Source organism: Thalassotalea agariperforans, assembly GCF_053470345.1.
The window spans coordinates 187,327-208,622 of record NZ_JBQMWH010000002.1 but is presented as its reverse complement, the minus strand read 5'-3'; the positions used below and the strand labels follow the sequence as shown (position 1 = coordinate 208,622).

Here is a 21,296-nt window from a genome sequence, read left to right as displayed (position 1 = left end):
TAATTAATAATACTGTTACGCTGGACTATCTGTTTATGTTACTTAGCTAACAAATTACACACGTTGCTTGTAAACAATAGGCCGTACTTAACTTAATGTATCTATACTGAAATTGTCAGTAACAGTTATTTCTTTGCACATTAAGATGGCCGCAGATGCCTCTTACATTTCGCTGAGTATCTCGTTTTTTCTAGTGTTACAGGTATAAATCTTCCGTAACCTTAGCATTATCCCACTATATTGCTATAAATGGCAATTAAATCAGATGTTTTATTTATTAATAAGTTCATTTTATATGTTAAACTGCGCGATATGAAAGAATCTCCTAAACCAGCCATGACCGAATCTCCTAAGCCTAAAGTAACGTTTTATACCATTGACAGTGATGAAGCTGGCCAACGTATAGATAACTATTTATTAAAAACCCTCAAAGGTGTCCCTAAAAGCATGATTTATCGTTTGCTTAGAAAAGGGGAGATCCGAGTGAACAAAAAGCGCATTAAGCCAGAATATAAAATTCAGGGGGAAGATCTTATTCGTGTTGCGCCTATTCGGGTATCAGAAAAACCAGATGGCGTTTCAACACATTTAAATATTGTCGCTAATTTAGAAAAACAAATTATTTTTGAAGACGAGCTTTTTATTGTTCTAAACAAACCGTCAGGTATGGCAGTACATGGTGGCAGTGGTTTAAGTTTTGGTGTTATTGAAGCTTTACGCGCCTTAAGACCACAAACTAAAATGTTAGAGTTGGTACATCGCTTAGACCGAGATACCTCTGGCTGTTTAGTGATTGCCAAAAAACGTTCAGCCTTACGCTTTTTACATGAACAGTTGCGTAATAAAAAGGTACAAAAACTTTATCAAGCGTTAGTAAAAGGTTCTTGGTCAGCTAAGTTAACAAAAGTAACCGAAGGGCTGAAAAAGAATGATCTGCAATCGGGTGAGCGCGTTGTTGTGGTAGATAATATTAACGGTAAAGAATCTGAAACTCGCTTTAGAGTGTTACAAAATTATCATGGTGCAACCTTAGTTCAAGCGTTTCCGGTAACGGGTCGCACCCATCAAATTCGTGTTCATTGTTTATGTAAAGGCCATCCTATTGCTGGCGACCCTAAATATGGTTACGAAGACTTTGATGCCGAATTAAAAGAAAAAGGTCTTAAACGCTTATTTTTACATGCTGCTAGTATTGAGTTTGTTCACCCAAAAACAGAGCAGCGCATTAAAATTGAAGCGCCTTTAGAGCCAAGCTTACAAAAAGTTTTAAATAAATTAACCAAAGTAGGTCAATAAACAAAGTTTATTACTGACCTTAAATAACTTGAGTTGTCGATGAATAATTACAAATTATATATTTTTGATTGGGATGGTACTTTGATGGACTCGGTTGGTCGTATTGTGTCATCAATGCAAGCTGCCGCTTTAATGAGTAACTTAGCCAAACCGAGTAGTGAAGATGCAAAAGGGATTATTGGTTTAAGTTTAGCAACCGGAATTCAACAGTTATTTCCTGAGGCCAATGATGAGCAAAGAGAAACTATTTTTGCTAATTATCGCAAACAATATTTAGAGTTAAATGAAACACCGAGTGTTTTGTTTGAGCATACAATAGAAATGTTGACGGCGTTAAAAGCGCAAGACAAGTTTGTGACTATTGCTACCGGAAAGGCCCGAGAAGGTTTAGAACGAATGTGGGCAGCAACAGATACTAAACATTTTTTTCACGGCTCAAGAACGGCTGATGATGCTAATTCAAAACCTCATCCTGAAATGATCGAACAATTATTAGCTGAGTTTAATGTTAAGCCGACAGAGGCTGTGATGATCGGCGATTCAGCGTTTGATTTACAGATGGCACAATCGGCGGGTGTTGATCGCATTGGTGTGACTATGGGCGCAGGTTCTAAAGCGATGCTAGCGGCATATCAGCCAAAAGCGATTGTTGACTCAATTAAAGAATTAGCTGAGTTGATCGTTTAAAGGTTGCCGTTATCTATTTTAGTATTATTGATGTTGGAAGTTGTAATCAAAGGAAGGAAGTATGCAGGAGCACGGTTATTTTACCATTGAAATTAACGAACAAACTTTAATTGTGAATTGTTATGAGTCATGGAATATTGAAACCGTATTACGACTTTGTCAGGAATACAAAGAACAAGTAGCTCAAATATACGATAAGCCTTGGGCTTGTTTAGTCGATTTAAGCCAGTGGGAATTGGCTACGCCTGACATGTGGGATGAAATCAATAAATTAAATCATTGGGGCAATTGGCATAATCAAAAATATGAAGCCGTTATTTGTAATATGTCGATTCAAAAAAAATTGATGGTAGATTCCCATGCTGCGTTAACAAATGTGGAAACTGCTTTCTTTGAAAATAAACATCAAGCACACCAATGGCTAAGTCAACGGGGTCTGTTTTCAATGGCAACAGCTAAATGTTAACTACAACAAAGTGCTATTCGACAATAGGCATTGCCATAACCGCAATGCCTTAAACGATAAGTATGGCGTTATTGTTGCGCTTGTAACACATCTAAACCGAGTGTTTTTAACATTTCGGTTAATTTAATCAGGGGTAAACCAATTAATGTGTTGGGATCATCGCCACTGAGTTTTTCAAATAAACAAATACCTAAGCCTTCACTTTTAAAACTACCGGCACATTGATAAGGCTTTTCTGCTAATAAATAGTTGTTGATGGCATCAAAACTTAACGACTTAAAATGTACATTAAAAGGCTCCACTAAGGATAAATGTTGTTTTGAGGCACTATCGTAAACACAGAGCCCAGTATAAAAGGCAACTTTGTTACCACTAAACGATGTCAGCTGCTTAATGGCGTTGTCATGGGTATGAGGTTTACCTAAGATAGTATTGTTATGCATAGCGACTTGATCTGAACCAATGATCAGCGCATCAGGAAACTGCTCAGCAACAGCTTTTGCTTTTTCTATTGCTAAGCGTTCAACTAATGCAATAGGACTTTCATTTTCAAGTGGGGTTTCGTCAATATTTGGCTTAGCGCACTCGAAAGCTAAGTTTAATTTTGTTAGAATCTCTTTTCGAAATGGTGAGGTTGAACCTAGCACTAATTTTCTCATGGGTTACCTTAATTTGTTACTTTATAAGCAATATTGGGGTTAACTTGGTTTTTTAAAGAAATTTGATCATATTTCTTTTGACACAGCCCGTATTGGGCTTTATTATGCGCGCCTTATGAAGAATCTTAAACTCCCGATAACGATAGACCCATACAGAAGCGCAATGCGCCGACTTGTATGTGAAGGGTATTTTGAAACATCGGGAATGAATAGATTGCTCGCCGCAACAATTAGTTGTAGTGAGCAAATCAATGTTAGTGTAAAATTTAGCGTTGATGAACTTGGTCTTAAAGTTATACATGGACAAGGTTCATTAATGGTTACATTAGCATGTCAGCGTTGCAATGAAGCATTTGAACACGAGCTGGCTATCGATTTTACGTTTAGCCCAGTTAAAAATGCTGAAGCAGCTGATGATTTGCCGTCATATTATGACGCAATAGAATTCGACGAAAATGGTGAAATTAACTTGTATGAATTAGTGGAAGAAGAGTTGTTACTCGAAATTCCATTAATTCCAAAGCATTCTCTTGACGATTGTTCAGCATCTGCTGACACTACTTGGGGTGAATTGCCAAAAGAGCAAGATAAACCGAATCCATTTGACGTGTTGAAACAACTCAAGTAGATATATTTTAGTTACCAACAATTTTAGGAGTTTGGCAAAATGGCAGTTCAAAAGAGCAAAAAGTCTCGTTCAAGACGTGGCATGCGCCGTTCACATGACGCATTAACAACAGAAAACTTATCAGTAGACCCAGTGTCAGGTGAAACTCACCGTCGTCACCATGTAACTGCTGATGGTTTCTATAAAGGCGTTAAAGTAATCGCTAAATAAGCGACCTTTGAACATTGAATAATCTAACCTTAGCGTTAGATATTATGGGGGGCGATCAAGGCCCCCATATTATTGTACCCGCTGCAATATTGGCTGTTAACACAATGCCAAAGCTTCACCTCATTCTATGTGGTGACCAAGCTATTATTTCTCAAGAACTTGCAAAACATCAAATCACGGTACACCCACAATTTTCTATTGTTCATACAACGCAAGTTGTTGACATGGATGAAAAACCTTCTGTTGCGTTAAGAACCAAAAAAGACTCGTCAATGCGCGTTGCGTTAGATCTTGTTCAGCAAGGTAAGGCACAAGCTTGTGTCAGTGCGGGTAATACCGGGGCTTTGTTTGCAATGGCGCATGTTATTTTAAAAACATTGCCAGGGGTTGAACGCCCAGCATTAATTAGTTCATTACCTACCCATGATGAAAATAAACATGTGTTTATGCTCGACCTCGGCGCAAATGTTTTTTGTGATGCAGAAATGTTATATCAGTTTGGTGTTATGGGCTCGGTGTTAGCGGAAGAAGTAGACGGAGTTAAAAACCCAAGAGTTGCTTTACTTAATATGGGTGAAGAAGATAACAAGGGTAGCGATCATATAAAATTAGCGGCAACCAAATTACAACAAAACAGTGAAATTAATTACACGGGTTTTATTGAAGGTAATGATATTTTCAACAATAAAGCCGAAGTTATTGTTTGTGACGGTTTTGTTGGTAATGTGGCATTAAAAACCTGTGAAGGTGTTGCTAGGCTGCTATATGAAAAGCTAAAACATATTTCAAAACGTAACTTATTCGCAAAAATAACTGGTAAATTACTCACATCTACGATAAAAAAGCTGCTTAAACCGTTGAACCCCGACCAGTACAATGGCGCAAGTTTGATAGGATTGCGGGGCATTGTCGTCAAGAGTCATGGTAATGCTAGTACAAAGGCTTTTTTTGCAGCAATTATTGAAGCAGTAAAAGAAACAGAAAGACAGGTTCCAGATAAGATCACAACGAAATTGGAACAGGGTTTATTGCAAAGGCCATAAAATTAATTATGTATTCAAAAATTATTGGTACTGGGAGCTATTTCCCAGAACAAGTAAGATCAAACGCCGATTTAGAACATATGGTAGAAACCACTGATGAGTGGATCACTGAACGTACCGGCATAAAAGAACGTCGTATTGCCGCAGAACACGAAACGTCTGCTTATATGGGCGCAGAAGCAGCTAAAAAAGCTTTAGAAATGGCAGGGTTAAAAGCGACTGACCTTGACATGATAGTAATGGGAACTGCTAGTTCAAATGCTGCTTTTCCAAGTGCTGCTTGTTATGTTCAGCAATATTTAGAAGTGCCAAATATTCCTGCCTTTGATGTGGCAGCTGCTTGTTCAGGCTTTATTTATTCATTAAGTATTGCCGATCAATATATTAAATCAGGTATGGCTAAACGTGTGTTAGTGATTGGCGCTGATGCGTTATCTCACATGTGTGCACCTGATGATCGCTCTACACTTATCTTATTTGGTGATGCTGGTGGCGCATGTATTTTAGAAGCCAGTGAAGAACAAGGTATTTTATCAACCCATTTACATGCTGATGGTCAATTCCAACCGTTATTAGGTTGTGATGCTCCTAAACGAGGTGATGCTCAGTCGGTTGATGAAAGCTACATGTATATGAAAGGCAATGAAGTTTTCAAAGTAGCCGTAACACGTTTAAGTGAAATAGTTCAGCAAACGCTTGATCATAATAACTTAGCTAAGTCAGATGTTGACTGGTTAGTACCACATCAAGCGAACTTACGTATTATTAAAGCAACGGCTAAAAAATTGTCGATGTCGATGGATCAAGTTGTCGTTACGCTTGATAAACATGGTAATACTTCAGCGGCAACTATTCCTACTGCGTTAGATATTGCAATCCGCGATGGCAGAATACAACGTGGTCAAACATTATTATTAGAAGCATTTGGTAGTGGCTTTACTTGGGGCTCAGCCTTAATTAAATATTAATATTGAATGTTTATTACTCCTTATTTTAATTATTTAGGTTAGTTAAAAATGCAAGAAAATTTAGCCTTTGTTTTTCCAGGTCAAGGTTCTCAAACGGTCGGTATGTTGAGTGACTTTGCTGAGAATGACATTGTTCAAGCAACGTTTAAAGAAGCATCTGATGCTATTGGCTACGACATGTGGCAACTGATCAGTGAAGATGCTGATGGTAAGTTAAATCAAACAGATTACACTCAGCCGGCATTGTTAACTGCTAGTGTTGCTATGTATCGTTTAATTCAAGCAACAAGTGCGGTAACGCCAAAAGCGGTTGCCGGCCATAGCTTAGGTGAATATTCAGCTTTAGTATGTGCTGGGGTTATCTCGTTAGCTGATGCTGTTGTTTTAGTTAAAAAGCGCGGTGAATTTATGCAAACATCAGTACCTGCTGGTGTTGGTGCTATGTACGCAATTATCGGTTTAGCCGATGAGCAAATTATTCAAGCTTGTGCTGATGCAGCGCAAGGAGAGGTAGTTTCAGCGGTTAACTTTAATTCGCCAGGTCAAGTGGTTATTGCTGGTCATAAGGCGGCAGTAGAACGTGCTGGTGAATTATGTAAAGCGGCAGGTGCTAAGCGCGCTTTACCATTACCAGTGAGCGTACCATCGCATTGTGCCTTAATGAAAGATGCTGCCGAGCAATTAGCACTTGAATTAGACAAAATCACTTTTAACACACCAACGATTGATGTCATTAACAATGTTGATGTTGCGATTGAAAGTTCAGCTGAGGCTATTAAAACGGCATTAGTTAAACAATTATACAGCCCTGTGCGTTGGACCGAAACCGTTGAAGCATTAGCACAAGCGGGTGTTGAAAACTTAATTGAAACAGGACCTGGTAAAGTATTACAAGGTTTAATCAAACGCATTGATAAATCACTTGTTTGTGTAGCTGCTAATTCAACAGCAACTGTCGAACAAGCCATTGAACTCGTTAAATAGGTTAGAAATATGTTTTCATTAGAAGGAAAAGTAGCATTAGTTACTGGTGCTAGCCGTGGTATTGGCCGAGCAATTGCAACCCAATTAAAAGAATTAGGTGCTGTTGTTGTTGGTACTGCAACGTCAGAAAGTGGCGCTGAAAAAATCAGTGATTATTTAGGTGCTGGTCGTGGTTTAGTATTAAATGTGACATGCAATGACTCAATTGCCGCATTATTTGAAACGATTAAAGCTGACCATGGTGGCATTGATATTTTAGTAAATAATGCTGGCATCACGCGTGATAACTTATTTATGCGTATGAAAGATTCAGAATGGGACGATATTATTGATACTAACTTATCGTCAGTATTCAAAATTAGTAAGGGTGTGTTACGCCCAATGATGAAAAATCGTTTTGGCCGTATTATCAACATTGGTTCTGTTGTTGGTACTATGGGTAATGCAGGCCAAGTAAACTATGCTACTGCAAAAGCTGGTTTAATTGGTTTTACTAAATCATTAGCACGTGAAGTTGCTTCACGCGGTATTACCGTTAATACAGTAGCACCAGGCTTTATTGATACAGATATGACACAAACATTAACAGACGAGCAAAAAGAAGGTATCTTTTCACAAGTACCAGCTAACCGTTTAGGTAAGCCTGATGAGATTGCGAGTGCCGTGGCATTCCTAGCTTCTGATGCTGCAGCCTATATTACGGGTGAGACGCTTCACGTTAATGGTGGCATGTACATGGTTTAATTTCGGAAGCTTAGCTGAGCAATTTTAGCTAAGATTTTGGATTTATTACAGGTTATACAGGTTAGACCAGCTAAAAAAATAAGATTACTTACTTGCATGGCGGCCAGTTGACGAATAAACTACACGCAATTTGAAAAAATGCACTTTCTAGTAAAGGAAAAAAAATGAGTACTATTGAAGAACGCGTAAAAAAAATCACTGTTGAGCAATTGGGCGTAAGCGAAGAAGAAGTTACCATCTCTGCTTCTTTTGTTGACGACTTAGGTGCTGATTCTCTTGATACAGTAGAATTAGTTATGGCGTTAGAAGAAGAATTCGACACAGAAATTCCTGATGAAGAAGCTGAAAAAATCACTACTGTTCAAGCAGCAGTTGATTATATCAACGCTAATAGCTAATCAGTAATTGATGGTTAATCAGGCGGTATAACCGCCTGTTTTTTTATCAGCTGTTTAAAAATTGAAAATAATTAGACAATCGTAAACATTTGATTACGACATCTATTCCAACCCCTTATCTATCGGAGGTACCTCACGCATGAGACGTGTTGTAGTTACCGGTCTTGGTATGTTAAGTCCGCTTGGCAATACCCCAGAACAAACTTGGCAAAATTTATTACTCGGCAAAAGTGGTATCAGTAATATTGAGCACTTTGATACGTCTGAGTTTCCAACTCGTTTTGCAGGCCTTGTTAAAGACTTTGATGCAGAAGCATATATGGCGAAAAAAGACGCCAAAAAAATGGACCTATTTATTCAATATGGTGTTGCCGCTGGCGTACAAGCTATTAAAGATGCAGGTCTTGAAATAACCGCTGAAAATGCCGAACGTATTGGTGTTGCCGTTGGTTCAGGTATTGGTGGTTTAGGACTAATTGAAGAAAACCATGAAAAAATGTTGGCTTCAGGTCCTCGTAAATTGTCACCATTTTTTGTGCCTTCAACCATCATTAATATGATCTCGGGTCATATTTCGATTATGTTTGGCTTAAAAGGCCCTAATATTTCAATTGTTACGGCTTGTACCAGTGGGGTTCATAATATTGGCCATGCTGCACGTATGATAGCGTACGGTGATGCTGATGTTATGATTGCTGGTGGTGCTGAAAAAGGCTCTACTCAATTAGGTATGGGCGGTTTTGGCGCAGCACGTGCGTTATCAACCCGTAATGATGATCCTCAAGCGGCTTCACGTCCTTGGGATAAAGACCGTGACGGTTTTGTCTTAGGTGATGGTGCTGGTGTTGTTGTACTTGAAGAGTACGAAACCGCTAAAGCTCGTGGTGCCAAAATTTATGCTGAACTTGTTGGTTTTGGTATGAGTGGCGATGCTTATCATATGACCTCACCACCGGCTGATGGTGAAGGCGCTGCTCGCTCGATGAAAAATGCCATTAATGATGCGAAAATTGATCCTAGCTTAATTGGCTATATCAATGCGCATGGTACATCGACACCAGCAGGTGATATTGCTGAAACCAATGCAGTGAAAACTATATTTGGTGCCGACACTAAAGTACTAGTTGGTTCGACTAAGTCAATGACAGGTCACCTATTAGGCGCTGCTGGTGCGGTTGAAGCGATTTTCAGTATTCAAGCATTACATGAGCAAAAAGTACCACCAACAATTAATTTAGATAACCCTGATGAAGGCTGTGATCTTGATTATATTGCCGATGGCGCACGTGACGTAGAACTTGATTATGTTTTATGTAACTCGTTTGGTTTTGGTGGTACAAACGGTTCGTTAATTTTCAAAAAAGTTTAATCAATTTACTTAAAGAAAATTAGCGCTTGAAAAATCAGATATAAGCCTGAATACTGGCAACAGTATTCAGGCTTTTTTATAGATAATAGATTGGCATAATATATGGAATTTCTCTCAATTAACGGCCGTCAAGATCTTGATATATCGGTGACAGATAGGGCGTTAAACTATGGTGATGGGTTATTTACCACAGCTAAAATATCACAAGGTAAAATTGAGTTATTAGCCGAGCATATTCAACGGCTAGAGCAAGGTTGTGCCCAGCTTTTTATTGAAGGTGTGAACTTTGCTTGGCTGCAAGAACATATTATTGAGGTTGCAAAAGCGTTTCCGTTAGCGGTTTTAAAAGTAGTTATTTCTGCTGGCGCTGGTGGCCGAGGTTATTCTCGTACTGGTGTTGCTCATCCGAATGTTATTGTTAGTGTGCATCCATATCCTACACACTACCAACATTTGCAAAAGGTAGGTATTAACTTAGGTGTTGCTAATACTATGTTGGGGATTAACCCGCAATTAGCAGGCTTAAAGCACTTAAACCGTTTAGAGCAGGTGTTAGTGAGGAAAGAGCTTGATGGCCGTGCTGAAGATGATTTGTTGGTGTTAAATATTCATCAGCATATTGTGGAAACTTCTAGCGCTAATATTTTCTATCAAGTAAATAAAAAGTGGTTCACACCAGATCTAAAAATATCAGGTGTTAATGGCATTATCAGGCAGCGCATCTTAAAAGCACAACCTGATGTTGTTTTAAGTAAAGATAATATTAGTGCATTAGCTGATGTCAGCGCGATGTTTGTTTGTAATTGTGTTTTTGGCATCACGCCCGTTCGATGTTTTAATAATACTGAATTAGATATGCAAGCGGTACTCAGCTTTAAGGAAAGTTGTTTGTGTTAAAAAAAGGATTAATGGCCGTATTTTTGTTATTTTTATTGTCTATTTATGGCGGTAAAAACCTGTTTCAACATCAGGTAGAAAAACAGCTGAAAATTAACCAAATGGAAATGCTGACGATAAAACCTGGTATGAGCTTTAGCCATTTTTCAAAATTATTAGAGCAAAAAGGCTGGTTGGATAATCGTTTTTGGATCCGTAATTATGTCCGTTTTTATCCTCGTTTTGCCCAATTAAAAGCCGGAACTTATCAAGTTTTGCCGAATACTAGTATCTTAGCTTTGGTTGAAAAAATTAATCAGGGAAAAGAGCATCAATATCAATTAACTTTTATTGAAGGTTCAACTTTTAAAGAGTGGTTAGCGTTATTATCGGCGCAACCGACGATTAAACAAACATTATCCGGCTTGTCTGTTAGTGAAATTGCTGCGCAATTAGCCATTAATGAATCGAATCCGGAAGGGCTGTTTTTTCCTGATACTTATGCTTACACCGCTAATGAAAGTGATCTAAATATTTTAAAGCGTGCTCATTTTAGAATGAAACAAGTACTGGCAGAAAATTGGCAAAAAAGGCAAGTCGATTTACCTTATCAAAATAGCTATCAAGCACTGATCATGGCGTCGATCATTGAAAAAGAAAGTGGTGTTTTAGCGGAGCAAGCCGTGATCTCAGCGGTATTTGTGAATCGCTTGCGCAAAAAAATGCGTTTGCAAACTGATCCAACTGTTATTTATGGTTTAGGTGAGCGTTATCAAGGTGACATAAAATATAAACATTTAAGAGAAAAAACACCGTATAATACCTACCGTATTAATGGCTTACCGCCAACCCCTATTGCTATGCCGGGTTTAAAAGCGATTGAGGCGGCAATGCAACCTGCTAACAGTGAGTATTTATACTTTGTCAGCAATGGTAATGGTGAGCATATCTTTTCAAAAAATTTAACGGATCATAATAAGGCCGTTAGACAGTATCAATTACGCAAATAATAATTAGGTTTAAAAGTGAATGAATAAAGGAAAGTTTATTGTTGTTGAAGGCCTTGAAGGCGCAGGTAAATCATCAGCAATTAAAGTGATTGAACAAGCACTTAAGGAAAAAAATATTGATTTTGTTAATACCCGTGAGCCTGGTGGTACTGTATTAGCTGAGCGTTTACGAGAAATTGTTAAATCGGCTGATCATCAAGAAACCTTAACGCAAGAAACTGAATTATTATTAATGTACGCAAGCCGTAGCCAACTACTAGCAAATGTGATTCAACCTGCGTTAAGTCAAGGGCAGTGGGTGATTGGTGATCGTCATGATTTATCATCACGGGCATATCAAGGTGGTGGTCGTCAGTTTAATAATGAAGTGATGGACGCGATAGCTGATGTGACTTTAAAAGGTTTTAAACCTGATTTAACGCTCTATTTAGATTTAGATCCTGAAATAGGTTTAGCTCGTGCACAAGCGCGTGGTGAATTAGACCGCATTGAAGTTGAAAAGCTCGATTTTTTTCAGCGGGTACGTGCTAAGTATTTAGAATATGCCAAGCAAGATGAATCGATCATTACCATAGATGCAGCACAGCCTATGGCTAAAGTACATGATGATATCTATACAGCAATGACTAACTATTTGAAATAGTATTAATGGGCGGTGAAGCATTCATGTTAAATTTTTCTAACGAACAGTCAGATCCAAAGTAATTTATGATCCCATCTTGGTTAATTGAACATCAACAGCTGTTATCAAGACAAATACAGCAACAGCAATTACCACATGCCATATTAATTTCAGGGGTAAGTGGCGCAGGTAAGCAGGCGTTAGCCACGTGGTTAACGCAAACTCTGTTATGCCAACAGCTACAACTTGATGAACAACATATATTACAGCCTTGCCAGCAGTGTAAACAGTGCCAATTATATCTTGCTGGTAATTTTCCGGATCATAAATATATTACCAGTGAAAAAAATAATATTGGTGTTGATGAGATAAGGCTAGCGAATCAGTTTTTACAAAAAAAAGCTCAGTTATCGGGTAACAAAACCATTGTTATTCCTAATGCACAAGCGATGACCGAATCGGCCGCAAATGCGTTATTAAAAACCTTAGAAGAACCAAGCGACTACAGCCATTTAATTTTATTATCTTCAGATCCTGATCGCTTGTTAGCTACGATCATTAGTCGTTGCCGCTTAATTGTGATCCGTCCTCCGGTCGGTGAGCAATTAAATCAACAAATCAGCGGTGTGCAAGCTGACGCTTATCAAAACTTAAGCCATTACCCAGAATTATCATCACTAGAAGTTAATAAAGAATATCAATCATTTGTAAATGATTTTACCCAGTTTGTTGTGAACAATGAAGCAAGGCAAGCGCTATTTGAACACTTGCTTAATAATGAACATGGCTTACGGTGGTTAGAAAAAGGCTTAACGGATTTGATGCGACAGGTAAATTCTTGGCCAGCTAAAAGTGATGAACTATTACAACAAGCATTTGCACAGGGCTGGTTAAATCAAACAAATATTTACGCGTGTTATAAAATCTTTTTACAAAGTCATCAACAACTTGTAAATTTAGTACAAGTGAACAAAAATTTTGTTATAGAAAAAATGTTAATCGATATGCAAAACATATTGCGCCGAACAAAAATAACATCAAAACAACTTGAGGTAATGGATGAGTAGTATTTTATTAGATTATGTTTCTGAGCGAGAATTGTACTTATCTTACATGCCATTTTTAAAAAATGGTGGTTTATTTGTAAGAACAACAGAAACCTATGCAATAGGTACTGAGGTTGTTCTAGATATTACCTTACCTGACTCATTAGAGTCATCAGAAGTTAAAGGTGTTGTTTGTTGGCATACGCCGCCAGGCTCTCAAAGTGGTACTCCTATTGGTATAGGGGTGAGTTTTGAAGACGATCCTGATAAAATTCGTCATCAAATTGAAAAGGTTATCGGCCGTTTATTAAATAGCTCAGATCCCACCTTAACTATGTAATAGTTGTAATAGTAATAAGCTTTATTTCATTTTTTTCATCTTAGGAATTTTTGTGTTTATCGATTCTCACTGTCATCTAGACAGGCTTAAACTTAGCGATTTTGACAACCAACTTGATACTGTTATTGATAATGCTGCGGCAGCTAAGGTTAATCAATTATTATGTGTCAGTGTTACCCTTGAAGAATTTCCATCGATGGTAGCTGCAACAGCAAGTTACCCGCAGGTTTTATTATCTTGTGGTGCTCATCCGCTTAACCAAGATGAAATGATCGATGAAGAAAACCTTTATCAATTAGCGCAGCATGAGCGTGTTATTGCAATAGGTGAAACTGGCCTTGATTATTTTTATGCGCCAGAAACGCGGACCGTGCAGCAAGATTCATTTCGTAAACATATTCGGGTGGCACAACGAGCAAATAAGCCGTTAATTATTCATACCCGTGATGCGCGAGAAGATACGTTAGCTATTATGAAAGAAGAGGGCGCGGATAATATTGGTGGTATTTTACATTGTTTTACCGAAAGTTTAGCAATGGCAGAAGCAGCAATAGAAATGGGCTTTTACATTTCGTTTTCAGGCATTGTTACTTTTAAAAATGCACAAGAATTACGTGATGTTGCCAAATTGATCCCCGATGACCGTTTGTTGATTGAAACAGATTCACCTTATTTAGCACCCGTACCTCACCGAGGTAAACAGAACCAACCTGCTTATGTTGTTGAAGTGGCAAAGCATTTGGCGAGTATTCGTGGTCAGTCAGTTGAGCATATTGCCCAAATCACCTCAGAAAATTTTAATCGCTTGTTTAAGCTAGGCTAGAAATAAGCTACAAGATATGAGCTACAAGTGGCAAGATACGAGCTACAAGAAATAAGTTACTAGCGGCAAGATACGAGATACAAGAAATAAGCAAGATTAAGCTAGAGTGAGAAGGTATCTCTAGCTTAAAACAGTAAAAATTTAAAGCCGATAACGATTAGTACGACCCCACCTAATATTTCAGCTTTGCTTTCAAATTTACTACCAGTTTTTATACCAAGGTAAACGCCACCATAGCTAAAAGCAAATGTGATCAAACCAATAATTAAACAAGCGAGGTAGAGATTGACTTCAAGTAAGGTTAAAGCAAAACCTGCAGCCATAGCATCAATACTTGTGGCAATGGCGAGCATTAGCATAACACGGTGAGTAATTTGCTTAATATCATCTTCAATACCTTCCGAGCAGGCTTCATAGATCATTTTACCACCAATTAAGAGCAGTAAAATAAAGGCTAACCAAGGCGCATAACTTTCGATCCAACCGCTTAGGCCTTGGCCGGCTAAATAACCGAACAAGGGCATTACCCCTTGAAATAAGCCAAAATAGATTGCTGCCATTGCGGCTAATTTTTTAGCCGATACTTTTTTTATTACATGTTGCTTAACACCTAAACCGATTGACACGGCAAAGGCATCCATACTCAAGGCTAAAGCGAGGAAAATGACATCAATCATAGAGAACCTAAAAAGTTATGTGAATAAACGGTTTTTTATCAAAGCGAATTATGACAAAAAATACGATCTAATATCTAGCGTGATGAACTAGTTAAGGTGAATTTAGTTTATTTAAAAAACTGATAATCGTGCATCGATTTTATTTTATGCAATTCTCGTTGAGAACTTCAACAATATTAAACCTTAAGCGCGAACACTTATTTTGCATTGGTTGATTCACGCTTAACTAATCTAGGCACGTATTTCAAACCGTTATTATTATAGTTTGCATCTGTTTTTAATAATTCAAGCGATAACAGAGTTGCGTGTTGAGCCATTTCTTTGATCGGATAATGTAACGTGGTTAATTTGGGTCTGGAATAACGAGACAATAAAACATCATCAAAACCAATAACCGAAATATCATTTGGCACATTAAAGCCATTATCTTCCAAGGTCGAAATGGCACCAATCGCCATAGCATCGTTATACACAAAAACTGCTGAAAATGGCTTACCTGTGGCTAATAAATGTTGGGTTGCTATTTCGCCACCTTGTAAGTTTGGCTCGGCATATTGAATTAGCTGTTCATCTAATTCAATACCATTATTTGCTAATTCTTGTGTAAAACCTTTTAACCGTAAAGCAGGATCTTCAATTTTAAACTTACTACTGATACACGCTACTTGTTGATGTTGTAATGATAACAAATGGCGAGCCGCAATTTTACCACCTTCAGCATTATCTATCCAAACGCATTTATGTTTAATTTCTTCAATAACGCGGTCAATTAATACTAAGCCCGGTATTTTTTTGCATAAAACTAATAATTCTTCGTCAGATAATTTTTTACTATGAAAAACGATAGATTGACAGCGCCGTTCGATTAATAAATTAATTGCCGCTCGTTCAGACTCCGCGCTTAATAGGGCGGTACTTAATAAAAGTTGCATGTTTTTTTCACGGGCAACTTTATCAACACCACTGGCAAGTGATGCAAAAAAGGGGTCGGTTAATTCAGGAACCACAACACCAATAGTTGAACTTTTTTGTGTCACTAAGGCACGCGCATTAGCATTGGGGGTAAACCCTAAGTCGTTCATAACTTGGGTAACTTTTTCTCGGGTTTTCTGGCCAACTTTAGGACCATTGTTGATCACACGAGAAACGGTGGCGATAGAAACGCCAGCAACTCGGGCAATATCTTTTATGGTAGACATATGTAAACGTTTTTATTTTTAGTGAATCTATCATAACGTCAAATAAACTCAGTGTTAATAGCTTAGATAAAAAACATTTAAATATTTCTTGCAAGAAAAAGTGGAAACGTTTACCCTTTTTGTAATATTAATTATTTAGGACACTTTATGGATACTGTATTTGATCCCACTGAACATCCTCATCGTCGTTATAACCCACTTATTAATGAATGGGTTTTGGTTTCTCCGCATCGAGCTAAAAGACCATGGCAAGGGCAAGTTGAAAAGTTAGATGAAGAACAAAAGCCAGCCTACGATGAAAGCTGTTTTTTATGCTCAGGTAACACCCGTATCAATGGTGAAGTTAATCCTAAATATACGGAAACGTTTGTTTTTAAGAATGACTTTGCTGCCTTAAAAGCAGATACACCAGTAGTAAAAAGTGATGATCCTTTATTTAAAATGGCAACGGAGCAGGGGGAAAGCCGCGTTATTTGTTTTTCACCTGATCATAGCAAAACCTTGCCAGAATTATCTGAGCCTGAAATTGTAAAAATTGTGCAAACTTGGCAAGAACAATGTGAAGAATTATCACAGAAGTATTTGTGGGTACAAGTTTTTGAAAATAAAGGTGCGGTGATGGGCTGCTCAAACCCTCATCCTCATGGCCAGCTTTGGACTCAAAATCAATTACCAACGCTAGTGTCAAAAAAACAAAACGCACTTTCTGCTTATAAAGAAAAGCATGGCTCGACCCTATTATTAGATTATGTCGCGCGTGAAGCTGAAAGTGGTGAGCGTGTTGTGGTTAGTAATGATGATTGGTTAGTGGTGGTTCCTTATTGGGCTGCATGGCCATTTGAAACGTTATTATTACCACGCTTTGCTGTGCAACGTATGACTGATTTAACGCCTGAACAAGCTGAAAGTTTGGCTGATATTTTGAAAAAAATCACTATTAAATACGACAATTTATTTAATACTTCATTCCCATATTCTATGGGTTGGCACGGCGCTCCATATGATGGTGAAGATCACAGTGAATGGACATTACATGCGAGCTTTTTCCCACCGTTATTACGCTCGGCTACGGTTCGTAAATTTATGGTTGGTTATGAAATGATGGCGGAAGCTCAGCGTGATTTAACCGCAGAGCAGGCGGCTGAACGATTACGTTCGGTATCCGATGTTCATTACAAATCACAAAAATAACCTTAAGTGAAAATATTTAACACCAAGTTCTGTACTTAAAAGGTGTTCAAGTTTAGAAAAGAGATAAATTATGTCAGCAGAATTAATAAACAATGTGACAAAGGCATTTAATGACGTTTTTCATTATGCGCCAACGCATATCATACAAGCGCCAGGTCGGGTTAACTTAATTGGTGAGCATACCGATTATAATGACGGTTTTGTTCTACCGAGTGCAATTAATTATCAAGCAATTGTGGCGGCTAAACCGCGTGATGATCAGCAGGTGAATGTCATTTCAGTTGATTATAACAATGCCCAAGACAGCTTTTCTTTAGCTGAGCCGATTGTGGCAACAGAGCAAGATTGGGCGAATTATATTCGTGGTGTTGTTAAGCATTTACAGCTTCGTGGTTATCAATTTAATGGTGCAGATATTGCTGTCAGTGGTAATGTCCCTCAAGGTGCGGGCTTAAGCTCATCTGCTGCTTTAGAAGTGGTTATTGGCCAAACCTTTAAAGAATTATTTGGTTTATCAATCAGTCAGCAAGATATTGCGTTAAATGGCCAAGAAGCTGAAAATCATTTTGTTGGTTGTAATTGTGGCATTATGGATCAGTTAATTTCGGCGGAAGCGAAAAAAGATCACGCCTTATTAATTGATTGTCGCAGCTTAGAAACTACACCGGTTTCATTACCTCAAGGTATGAGCATTGTTATTGTTAATTCTAATAAAAAACGTGGTTTGGTTGACAGCGAATATAATACGCGTCGCGAGCAATGTGAGGCGGCAGCGCAATTTTTTGGTGTTAATGCCCTGCGTGATGTTACTATCGACATGTTTAAAGCACGTGAAAATGAATTAGACGAAATGACAGCAAAGCGTGCTCGCCATGTTATTACTGAAAATGATCGTACTGTGGCGGCAGCAACTGCTATGCAAAATAATGATATTTCAACATTACAGCGTTTAATGGCTGAATCTCATGCTTCAATGCGTGATGATTTTGAAATTACTGTGCCAGAAATAGACAGCTTAGTTGCTATTATCAAAGGGGTTGTTGGTGAACAGGGCGGTGTTCGGATGACCGGCGGTGGTTTTGGTGGCTGTGTTGTTTCAATTGTGCCTGATGCTATGGTTGAACAAGTGATCGCAACAGTTGAAAAAGACTACCCCGAAAAAACGGGCTTGCAAGCGAGTGTGTTTGTTTGTTCAGCGGAAGAAGGCGCGAGCTTAATTTCGGTAAAATAATGTAAAATTAACCTCAATATACAAGCTAACATAAGGCTTGATGTTGAGGTTTTAAATAACAATAACGAAAAAAAATCGGGAAAAGAAAATGAAATTAGAAACACTAGATATTGGTGTCTTTATTGCGTATGTATTGGGTTTGCTCATTCTTGCATTATGGATATCTCGTGGTGAAAAAAATCACGAACGTAATACAGAAGATTATTTTTTAGCCAGTAAAGCATTACCTTGGTGGGCTATTGGTGCTTCACTTATCGCTTCCAATATTTCGGCAGAACAAATTATTGGTATGTCAGGCTCTGGCTATGCCATGGGGTTAGCGATTGCATCATATGAATGGATGGCAGCTATTACCCTTATTTTAGTGGGTAAATATTTATTACCTATTTTCTTAAAAAATGAAATTTATACCATGCCGCAATATTTAGAGCAGCGCTTTGATAGTCGTGTAAAAACGACGTTAGCGTTATTCTGGCTTGCGGTTTATATCTTCGTTAATTTAACTGCGGTGTTATGGTTAGGTGGCTTAGCCATTGAATCAGTCGCTGGGGTTGATGCTATGTTTGGTATGATCTTCCTCGCAGTTTTTTCTATTGCTTATTCAATGTATGGCGGCTTAAAAGCGGTTGCTTATACTGATATTTTACAAGTGGTATTGTTAGTTTTTGGTGGTTTATTATTAAGCTATTTAGCACTTGATGCGGTTGCTGATGGCCAAGGTATTTTGGCTGGTTTTGGTATTTTAACTGAGCAGTTACCGGGTCATTTCGACATGATTTTAAGCCCTGAAAACGAGCATTACATGAGCTTACCGGGTATTACGGTTCTTGTGGGCGGATTATGGGTTATGAATTTCAGTTATTGGGGTTTTAACCAATACATTATTCAACGTGCATTAGCGGCTAAAAATATTGGTGAAGCACAAAAAGGTATTGCCTTTGCTGCTTACTTAAAATTATTAATGCCAGTGATTGTTGTCTTACCAGGTATCGCAGCGGTTGTACTTTACCCTAACTTAACCCAACCTGATTTAGCCTATCCGTCAATGATGGGCTTAATGCCGATTGGTATTAAAGGTTTGATTTTCGCGGCATTAGTGGCAGCGATTGTTTCCTCTTTAGCATCAATGACTAACTCTATTTCGACAATCTTTACCATGGATTTATATTCAATTGTTAAACCTGGTAAGTCACAAACGCATTATGTAACTGTTGGTCGTATGGCAACATTGATTTCTTTAGCGGTAGCGTTAATTATGGCTAAGCCGTTATTAGGTCAATTTGATCAAGCATTCCAATACATTCAAGAATTCACCGGTTTATTTACCCCAGGTATTGTTGTTATCTTTGTTATGGGTATGTTTTGGAAACGAACAACATCAATGGGGGCGTTATCTGCGGCTATTGGTTCTGCGGCATTATCGGTGGCGATGAAAGTTTGGCTCCCTGAAGTACCGTTTATGGATCGTGTTGGTTTAGTGTTCTTATTATGTGTGGCATTAGCCGTGGTAGTTTCATTAATTGATAAGCCATCTGATCATGATAAGAGTGTTAGCTTAGACGAAGTAAGTTTTGCTACACATAAAGGCTTTAATTTAGCAGCTATTGGTTGTATGATCATCCTCGTGATTTTCTATGCCACTTGGTGGTAATAAATTAACTTTTTAGTTAGTACATTATTTATTAAAGGCTAGCGCAAGCTAGCCTTTTCGTTTGAGGAGAAAGACATTGTCGATGTTAGTGATCGGTGAGTGCATGATGGAACTTCGTAACCAGTCGAGTACCAGTTTAGTCAAATCATTCGCTGGAGATACTTATAATACAGCGGTTTATGCTAAACGCTTTGCGCCAAGTACCTCAGTGAGTTACTTAAGTGCTGTTGGCCAAGATATATTTAGCGCGGAGATGATCGCTACTTGGCAAAGTGAAGGCTTAAGTGCTGAATTTGTTGCTAAATCTGCAGAATTACCATTAGGGGTTTATGCGATAAGTACAGATGCTCATGGTGAGCGTAGTTTTACTTACTGGCGTAAAAACTCTGCCGCTAGTCAAATGATGAAATTAATTGATACCGATAATGTATTAGCGAATGCGAATACTATTGATACGGTTTATTTTAGTGGTATTAGTTTGGCAATTTTATCTGATGAAGATAAAGGCGCATTAATTGAATTTGTTTCTGCTTTACGTGCGAAAGGCGCAAGGGTTGCTTTTGATCCTAATTACCGTCCTAGAATGTGGAATTCACTTGAGCATGCTGTGTTATGGACTGAAAAAGCGTATGCCATTTCGGATATTGTTTTCCCTGGTTTAGAAGATCATCAAGATATGTTTAACCAGCAAACTAAAGAAGAGATTTTTAGCTATTTTGAACAGTTTTCAGCAAATGAAATTGTTGTAAAATGTGGTAATGACGGAGTATATGGTTTAGATAACGGTGTTAAATCGCATTTACCATTCACACCAGCGCCAAAACAAGTTGATTCAACAGCCGCAGGTGATTCTTTTGCCGGTACTTACCTTGGCGCTCGTAGTCTAGGTAAAAGTGTTGCTGACTCTGTAATTGAAGCCGCAAAAATAGCGAGTTTAGTAGTACAACATCCTGGTGCTATTATCGATAAAGAGGTTTATGCTTCGGCATAAATGAAAAGTCGCTTAAGCGCTTTATAAAAAAACTTTATAAAAAACTTTACAAAAACCTTAGTAGCATAAGTTACTAAGGTTTTTTTATGGGCTAAATTTAGATGTTCCTTTCAATTCCAATTTCAGTCCCAATTGCCAGCTATTGCTCAACCAAGCACCTTGCCATGATTTATTTTTCCTACGCACA

General features: G+C 38.2%; 24 protein-coding genes. 21 read left to right on the top strand and 3 right to left on the bottom strand.

Annotation, left to right across the window (positions count from 1 at the left end; all coding sequences use genetic code 11):
- The first annotated feature begins 336 nt into the window (after window positions 1-336).
- From rluC to ACSLUO_RS04125, 3 genes are all read left to right on the top strand, one after another.
- A complete protein-coding gene (gene rluC, locus ACSLUO_RS04135) occupies window positions 337-1,296 on the top strand; it encodes a 23S rRNA pseudouridine(955/2504/2580) synthase RluC (protein ID WP_448246862.1) in 960 nt (319 codons plus the stop codon).
- A gap of 39 nt (window positions 1,297-1,335) precedes the next feature.
- A complete protein-coding gene (locus ACSLUO_RS04130; RefSeq protein ID WP_448246456.1) occupies window positions 1,336-1,983 on the top strand; it encodes an HAD-IA family hydrolase in 648 nt (215 codons plus the stop codon).
- Between the two features lie 61 nt (window positions 1,984-2,044).
- Window positions 2,045-2,449 carry a hypothetical protein gene (locus ACSLUO_RS04125; protein WP_448246454.1) on the top strand — a complete coding sequence of 135 codons (405 nt, stop codon included), beginning with the start codon at window positions 2,045-2,047 and terminating at the stop codon, window positions 2,447-2,449.
- A 68-nt stretch (window positions 2,450-2,517) separates the two neighbouring features.
- Here the strand turns inward: ACSLUO_RS04125 and ACSLUO_RS04120 are convergent, their stop codons facing one another.
- Complete coding sequence (locus ACSLUO_RS04120) at window positions 2,518-3,108, bottom strand: Maf family protein (RefSeq protein ID WP_448246452.1); 591 nt, start codon at window positions 3,106-3,108, stop codon at window positions 2,518-2,520.
- A gap of 115 nt (window positions 3,109-3,223) precedes the next feature.
- On the opposite strand from ACSLUO_RS04120, the gene yceD reads away from it, so the two are divergent.
- The 14 genes from yceD to ACSLUO_RS04050 all read left to right on the top strand — a co-directional run bounded on the left by yceD (window position 3,224) and on the right by ACSLUO_RS04050 (window position 14,169).
- Window positions 3,224-3,736, top strand: coding sequence for a 23S rRNA accumulation protein YceD (yceD, locus tag ACSLUO_RS04115; RefSeq protein WP_448246450.1), 513 nt, complete (start codon window positions 3,224-3,226; stop codon window positions 3,734-3,736).
- Window positions 3,737-3,775: 39 nt separating this feature from the next.
- The gene (gene rpmF / locus ACSLUO_RS04110; protein ID WP_448246448.1) at window positions 3,776-3,946 is read left to right on the top strand and encodes a 50S ribosomal protein L32; all 171 of its coding nucleotides are present in this window, start codon (window positions 3,776-3,778) and stop codon (window positions 3,944-3,946) included.
- A 14-nt stretch (window positions 3,947-3,960) separates the two neighbouring features.
- Window positions 3,961-4,989: a phosphate acyltransferase PlsX gene (gene plsX, locus ACSLUO_RS04105; protein ID WP_448246446.1), complete on the top strand. Its 1,029-nt coding sequence runs from the start codon at window positions 3,961-3,963 to the stop codon at window positions 4,987-4,989.
- Between the two features lie 8 nt (window positions 4,990-4,997).
- Complete coding sequence (locus tag ACSLUO_RS04100; protein ID WP_448246444.1) at window positions 4,998-5,957, top strand: beta-ketoacyl-ACP synthase III; 960 nt, start codon at window positions 4,998-5,000, stop codon at window positions 5,955-5,957.
- Window positions 5,958-6,005: 48 nt separating this feature from the next.
- Window positions 6,006-6,941, top strand: coding sequence for an ACP S-malonyltransferase (fabD, locus tag ACSLUO_RS04095; RefSeq protein WP_448246442.1), 936 nt, complete (start codon window positions 6,006-6,008; stop codon window positions 6,939-6,941).
- Window positions 6,942-6,950: 9 nt separating this feature from the next.
- Entirely contained in the window at window positions 6,951-7,685 is a 735-nt protein-coding gene (gene fabG, locus ACSLUO_RS04090; protein ID WP_448246440.1) for a 3-oxoacyl-ACP reductase FabG, read from the top strand.
- 164 nt (window positions 7,686-7,849) lie between these two features.
- Complete coding sequence (gene acpP, locus ACSLUO_RS04085; protein ID WP_448246438.1) at window positions 7,850-8,083, top strand: acyl carrier protein; 234 nt, start codon at window positions 7,850-7,852, stop codon at window positions 8,081-8,083.
- A 139-nt stretch (window positions 8,084-8,222) separates the two neighbouring features.
- The gene (fabF, locus tag ACSLUO_RS04080) at window positions 8,223-9,452 is read left to right on the top strand and encodes a beta-ketoacyl-ACP synthase II (RefSeq protein WP_448246436.1); all 1,230 of its coding nucleotides are present in this window, start codon (window positions 8,223-8,225) and stop codon (window positions 9,450-9,452) included.
- Window positions 9,453-9,554: 102 nt separating this feature from the next.
- Window positions 9,555-10,349, top strand: a complete 795-nt coding sequence (gene pabC, locus ACSLUO_RS04075) for an aminodeoxychorismate lyase (protein WP_448246434.1) — start codon at window positions 9,555-9,557, stop codon at window positions 10,347-10,349.
- Window positions 10,343-11,338 carry an endolytic transglycosylase MltG gene (gene mltG / locus ACSLUO_RS04070; protein ID WP_448246433.1) on the top strand — a complete coding sequence of 332 codons (996 nt, stop codon included), beginning with the start codon at window positions 10,343-10,345 and terminating at the stop codon, window positions 11,336-11,338. The genes pabC and mltG overlap by 7 nt, the downstream gene beginning before the upstream one ends.
- A 19-nt stretch (window positions 11,339-11,357) precedes the next feature.
- On the top strand, window positions 11,358-11,981 hold the full coding sequence (tmk, locus tag ACSLUO_RS04065; RefSeq protein ID WP_448246431.1) for a dTMP kinase: 624 nt from the start codon (window positions 11,358-11,360) through the stop codon (window positions 11,979-11,981).
- A 65-nt stretch (window positions 11,982-12,046) separates the two neighbouring features.
- Window positions 12,047-13,027, top strand: coding sequence for a DNA polymerase III delta subunit-related protein (locus ACSLUO_RS04060; protein ID WP_448246429.1), 981 nt, complete (start codon window positions 12,047-12,049; stop codon window positions 13,025-13,027).
- Window positions 13,020-13,346: a PilZ domain-containing protein gene (locus ACSLUO_RS04055; RefSeq protein WP_448246427.1), complete on the top strand. Its 327-nt coding sequence runs from the start codon at window positions 13,020-13,022 to the stop codon at window positions 13,344-13,346. The genes ACSLUO_RS04060 and ACSLUO_RS04055 overlap by 8 nt, the downstream gene beginning before the upstream one ends.
- Window positions 13,347-13,398: 52 nt before the next feature.
- Window positions 13,399-14,169 carry a TatD family hydrolase gene (locus ACSLUO_RS04050; protein ID WP_448246426.1) on the top strand — a complete coding sequence of 257 codons (771 nt, stop codon included), beginning with the start codon at window positions 13,399-13,401 and terminating at the stop codon, window positions 14,167-14,169.
- A gap of 125 nt (window positions 14,170-14,294) precedes the next feature.
- On the opposite strand, the gene ACSLUO_RS04045 is transcribed toward ACSLUO_RS04050, so the two are convergent.
- Both ACSLUO_RS04045 and ACSLUO_RS04040 read right to left on the bottom strand, forming a co-directional pair.
- The gene (locus ACSLUO_RS04045) at window positions 14,295-14,846 is read right to left on the bottom strand and encodes a manganese efflux pump MntP (protein ID WP_448246424.1); all 552 of its coding nucleotides are present in this window, start codon (window positions 14,844-14,846) and stop codon (window positions 14,295-14,297) included.
- Window positions 14,847-15,043: 197 nt separating this feature from the next.
- Window positions 15,044-16,045 (bottom strand): LacI family DNA-binding transcriptional regulator, encoded by a 1,002-nt coding sequence (locus tag ACSLUO_RS04040; protein ID WP_448246422.1) that lies wholly within the window; start codon window positions 16,043-16,045, stop codon window positions 15,044-15,046.
- 147 nt (window positions 16,046-16,192) lie between these two features.
- Between ACSLUO_RS04040 and ACSLUO_RS04035 the strand changes: the two genes are divergently transcribed.
- The 4 genes from ACSLUO_RS04035 (at window position 16,193) to ACSLUO_RS04020 (ending at window position 21,109) form a co-directional block, all read left to right on the top strand.
- Entirely contained in the window at window positions 16,193-17,236 is a 1,044-nt protein-coding gene (locus ACSLUO_RS04035) for a UDP-glucose--hexose-1-phosphate uridylyltransferase (protein ID WP_448246420.1), read from the top strand.
- A gap of 70 nt (window positions 17,237-17,306) precedes the next feature.
- A complete protein-coding gene (gene galK / locus ACSLUO_RS04030; RefSeq protein ID WP_448246419.1) occupies window positions 17,307-18,467 on the top strand; it encodes a galactokinase in 1,161 nt (386 codons plus the stop codon).
- Window positions 18,468-18,555: 88 nt separating this feature from the next.
- Window positions 18,556-20,118, top strand: coding sequence for a sodium/sugar symporter (locus ACSLUO_RS04025; protein ID WP_448246417.1), 1,563 nt, complete (start codon window positions 18,556-18,558; stop codon window positions 20,116-20,118).
- A gap of 82 nt (window positions 20,119-20,200) precedes the next feature.
- The gene (locus ACSLUO_RS04020) at window positions 20,201-21,109 is read left to right on the top strand and encodes a sugar kinase (RefSeq protein WP_448246861.1); all 909 of its coding nucleotides are present in this window, start codon (window positions 20,201-20,203) and stop codon (window positions 21,107-21,109) included.
- The last annotated feature ends 187 nt before the right edge of the window (window positions 21,110-21,296 follow it).

Coding starts and splice junctions, on each gene's coding strand:
- rluC (WP_448246862.1), top strand. CDS start 337: ATGACCGAATCTCCTAAGCCTAAAGTAACGTTTTATACCATTGACAGT.
- ACSLUO_RS04130 (WP_448246456.1), top strand. CDS start 1,336: ATGAATAATTACAAATTATATATTTTTGATTGGGATGGTACTTTGATG.
- ACSLUO_RS04125 (WP_448246454.1), top strand. CDS start 2,045: ATGCAGGAGCACGGTTATTTTACCATTGAAATTAACGAACAAACTTTA.
- ACSLUO_RS04120 (WP_448246452.1), bottom strand. CDS start 3,108: ATGAGAAAATTAGTGCTAGGTTCAACCTCACCATTTCGAAAAGAGATT.
- yceD (WP_448246450.1), top strand. CDS start 3,224: ATGAAGAATCTTAAACTCCCGATAACGATAGACCCATACAGAAGCGCA.
- rpmF (WP_448246448.1), top strand. CDS start 3,776: ATGGCAGTTCAAAAGAGCAAAAAGTCTCGTTCAAGACGTGGCATGCGC.
- ACSLUO_RS04100 (WP_448246444.1), top strand. CDS start 4,998: ATGTATTCAAAAATTATTGGTACTGGGAGCTATTTCCCAGAACAAGTA.
- fabD (WP_448246442.1), top strand. CDS start 6,006: ATGCAAGAAAATTTAGCCTTTGTTTTTCCAGGTCAAGGTTCTCAAACG.
- fabG (WP_448246440.1), top strand. CDS start 6,951: ATGTTTTCATTAGAAGGAAAAGTAGCATTAGTTACTGGTGCTAGCCGT.
- acpP (WP_448246438.1), top strand. CDS start 7,850: ATGAGTACTATTGAAGAACGCGTAAAAAAAATCACTGTTGAGCAATTG.
- fabF (WP_448246436.1), top strand. CDS start 8,223: ATGAGACGTGTTGTAGTTACCGGTCTTGGTATGTTAAGTCCGCTTGGC.
- pabC (WP_448246434.1), top strand. CDS start 9,555: ATGGAATTTCTCTCAATTAACGGCCGTCAAGATCTTGATATATCGGTG.
- tmk (WP_448246431.1), top strand. CDS start 11,358: ATGAATAAAGGAAAGTTTATTGTTGTTGAAGGCCTTGAAGGCGCAGGT.
- ACSLUO_RS04060 (WP_448246429.1), top strand. CDS start 12,047: ATGATCCCATCTTGGTTAATTGAACATCAACAGCTGTTATCAAGACAA.
- ACSLUO_RS04055 (WP_448246427.1), top strand. CDS start 13,020: ATGAGTAGTATTTTATTAGATTATGTTTCTGAGCGAGAATTGTACTTA.
- ACSLUO_RS04045 (WP_448246424.1), bottom strand. CDS start 14,846: ATGATTGATGTCATTTTCCTCGCTTTAGCCTTGAGTATGGATGCCTTT.
- ACSLUO_RS04040 (WP_448246422.1), bottom strand. CDS start 16,045: ATGTCTACCATAAAAGATATTGCCCGAGTTGCTGGCGTTTCTATCGCC.
- ACSLUO_RS04035 (WP_448246420.1), top strand. CDS start 16,193: ATGGATACTGTATTTGATCCCACTGAACATCCTCATCGTCGTTATAAC.
- galK (WP_448246419.1), top strand. CDS start 17,307: ATGTCAGCAGAATTAATAAACAATGTGACAAAGGCATTTAATGACGTT.
- ACSLUO_RS04025 (WP_448246417.1), top strand. CDS start 18,556: ATGAAATTAGAAACACTAGATATTGGTGTCTTTATTGCGTATGTATTG.
- ACSLUO_RS04020 (WP_448246861.1), top strand. CDS start 20,201: ATGTTAGTGATCGGTGAGTGCATGATGGAACTTCGTAACCAGTCGAGT.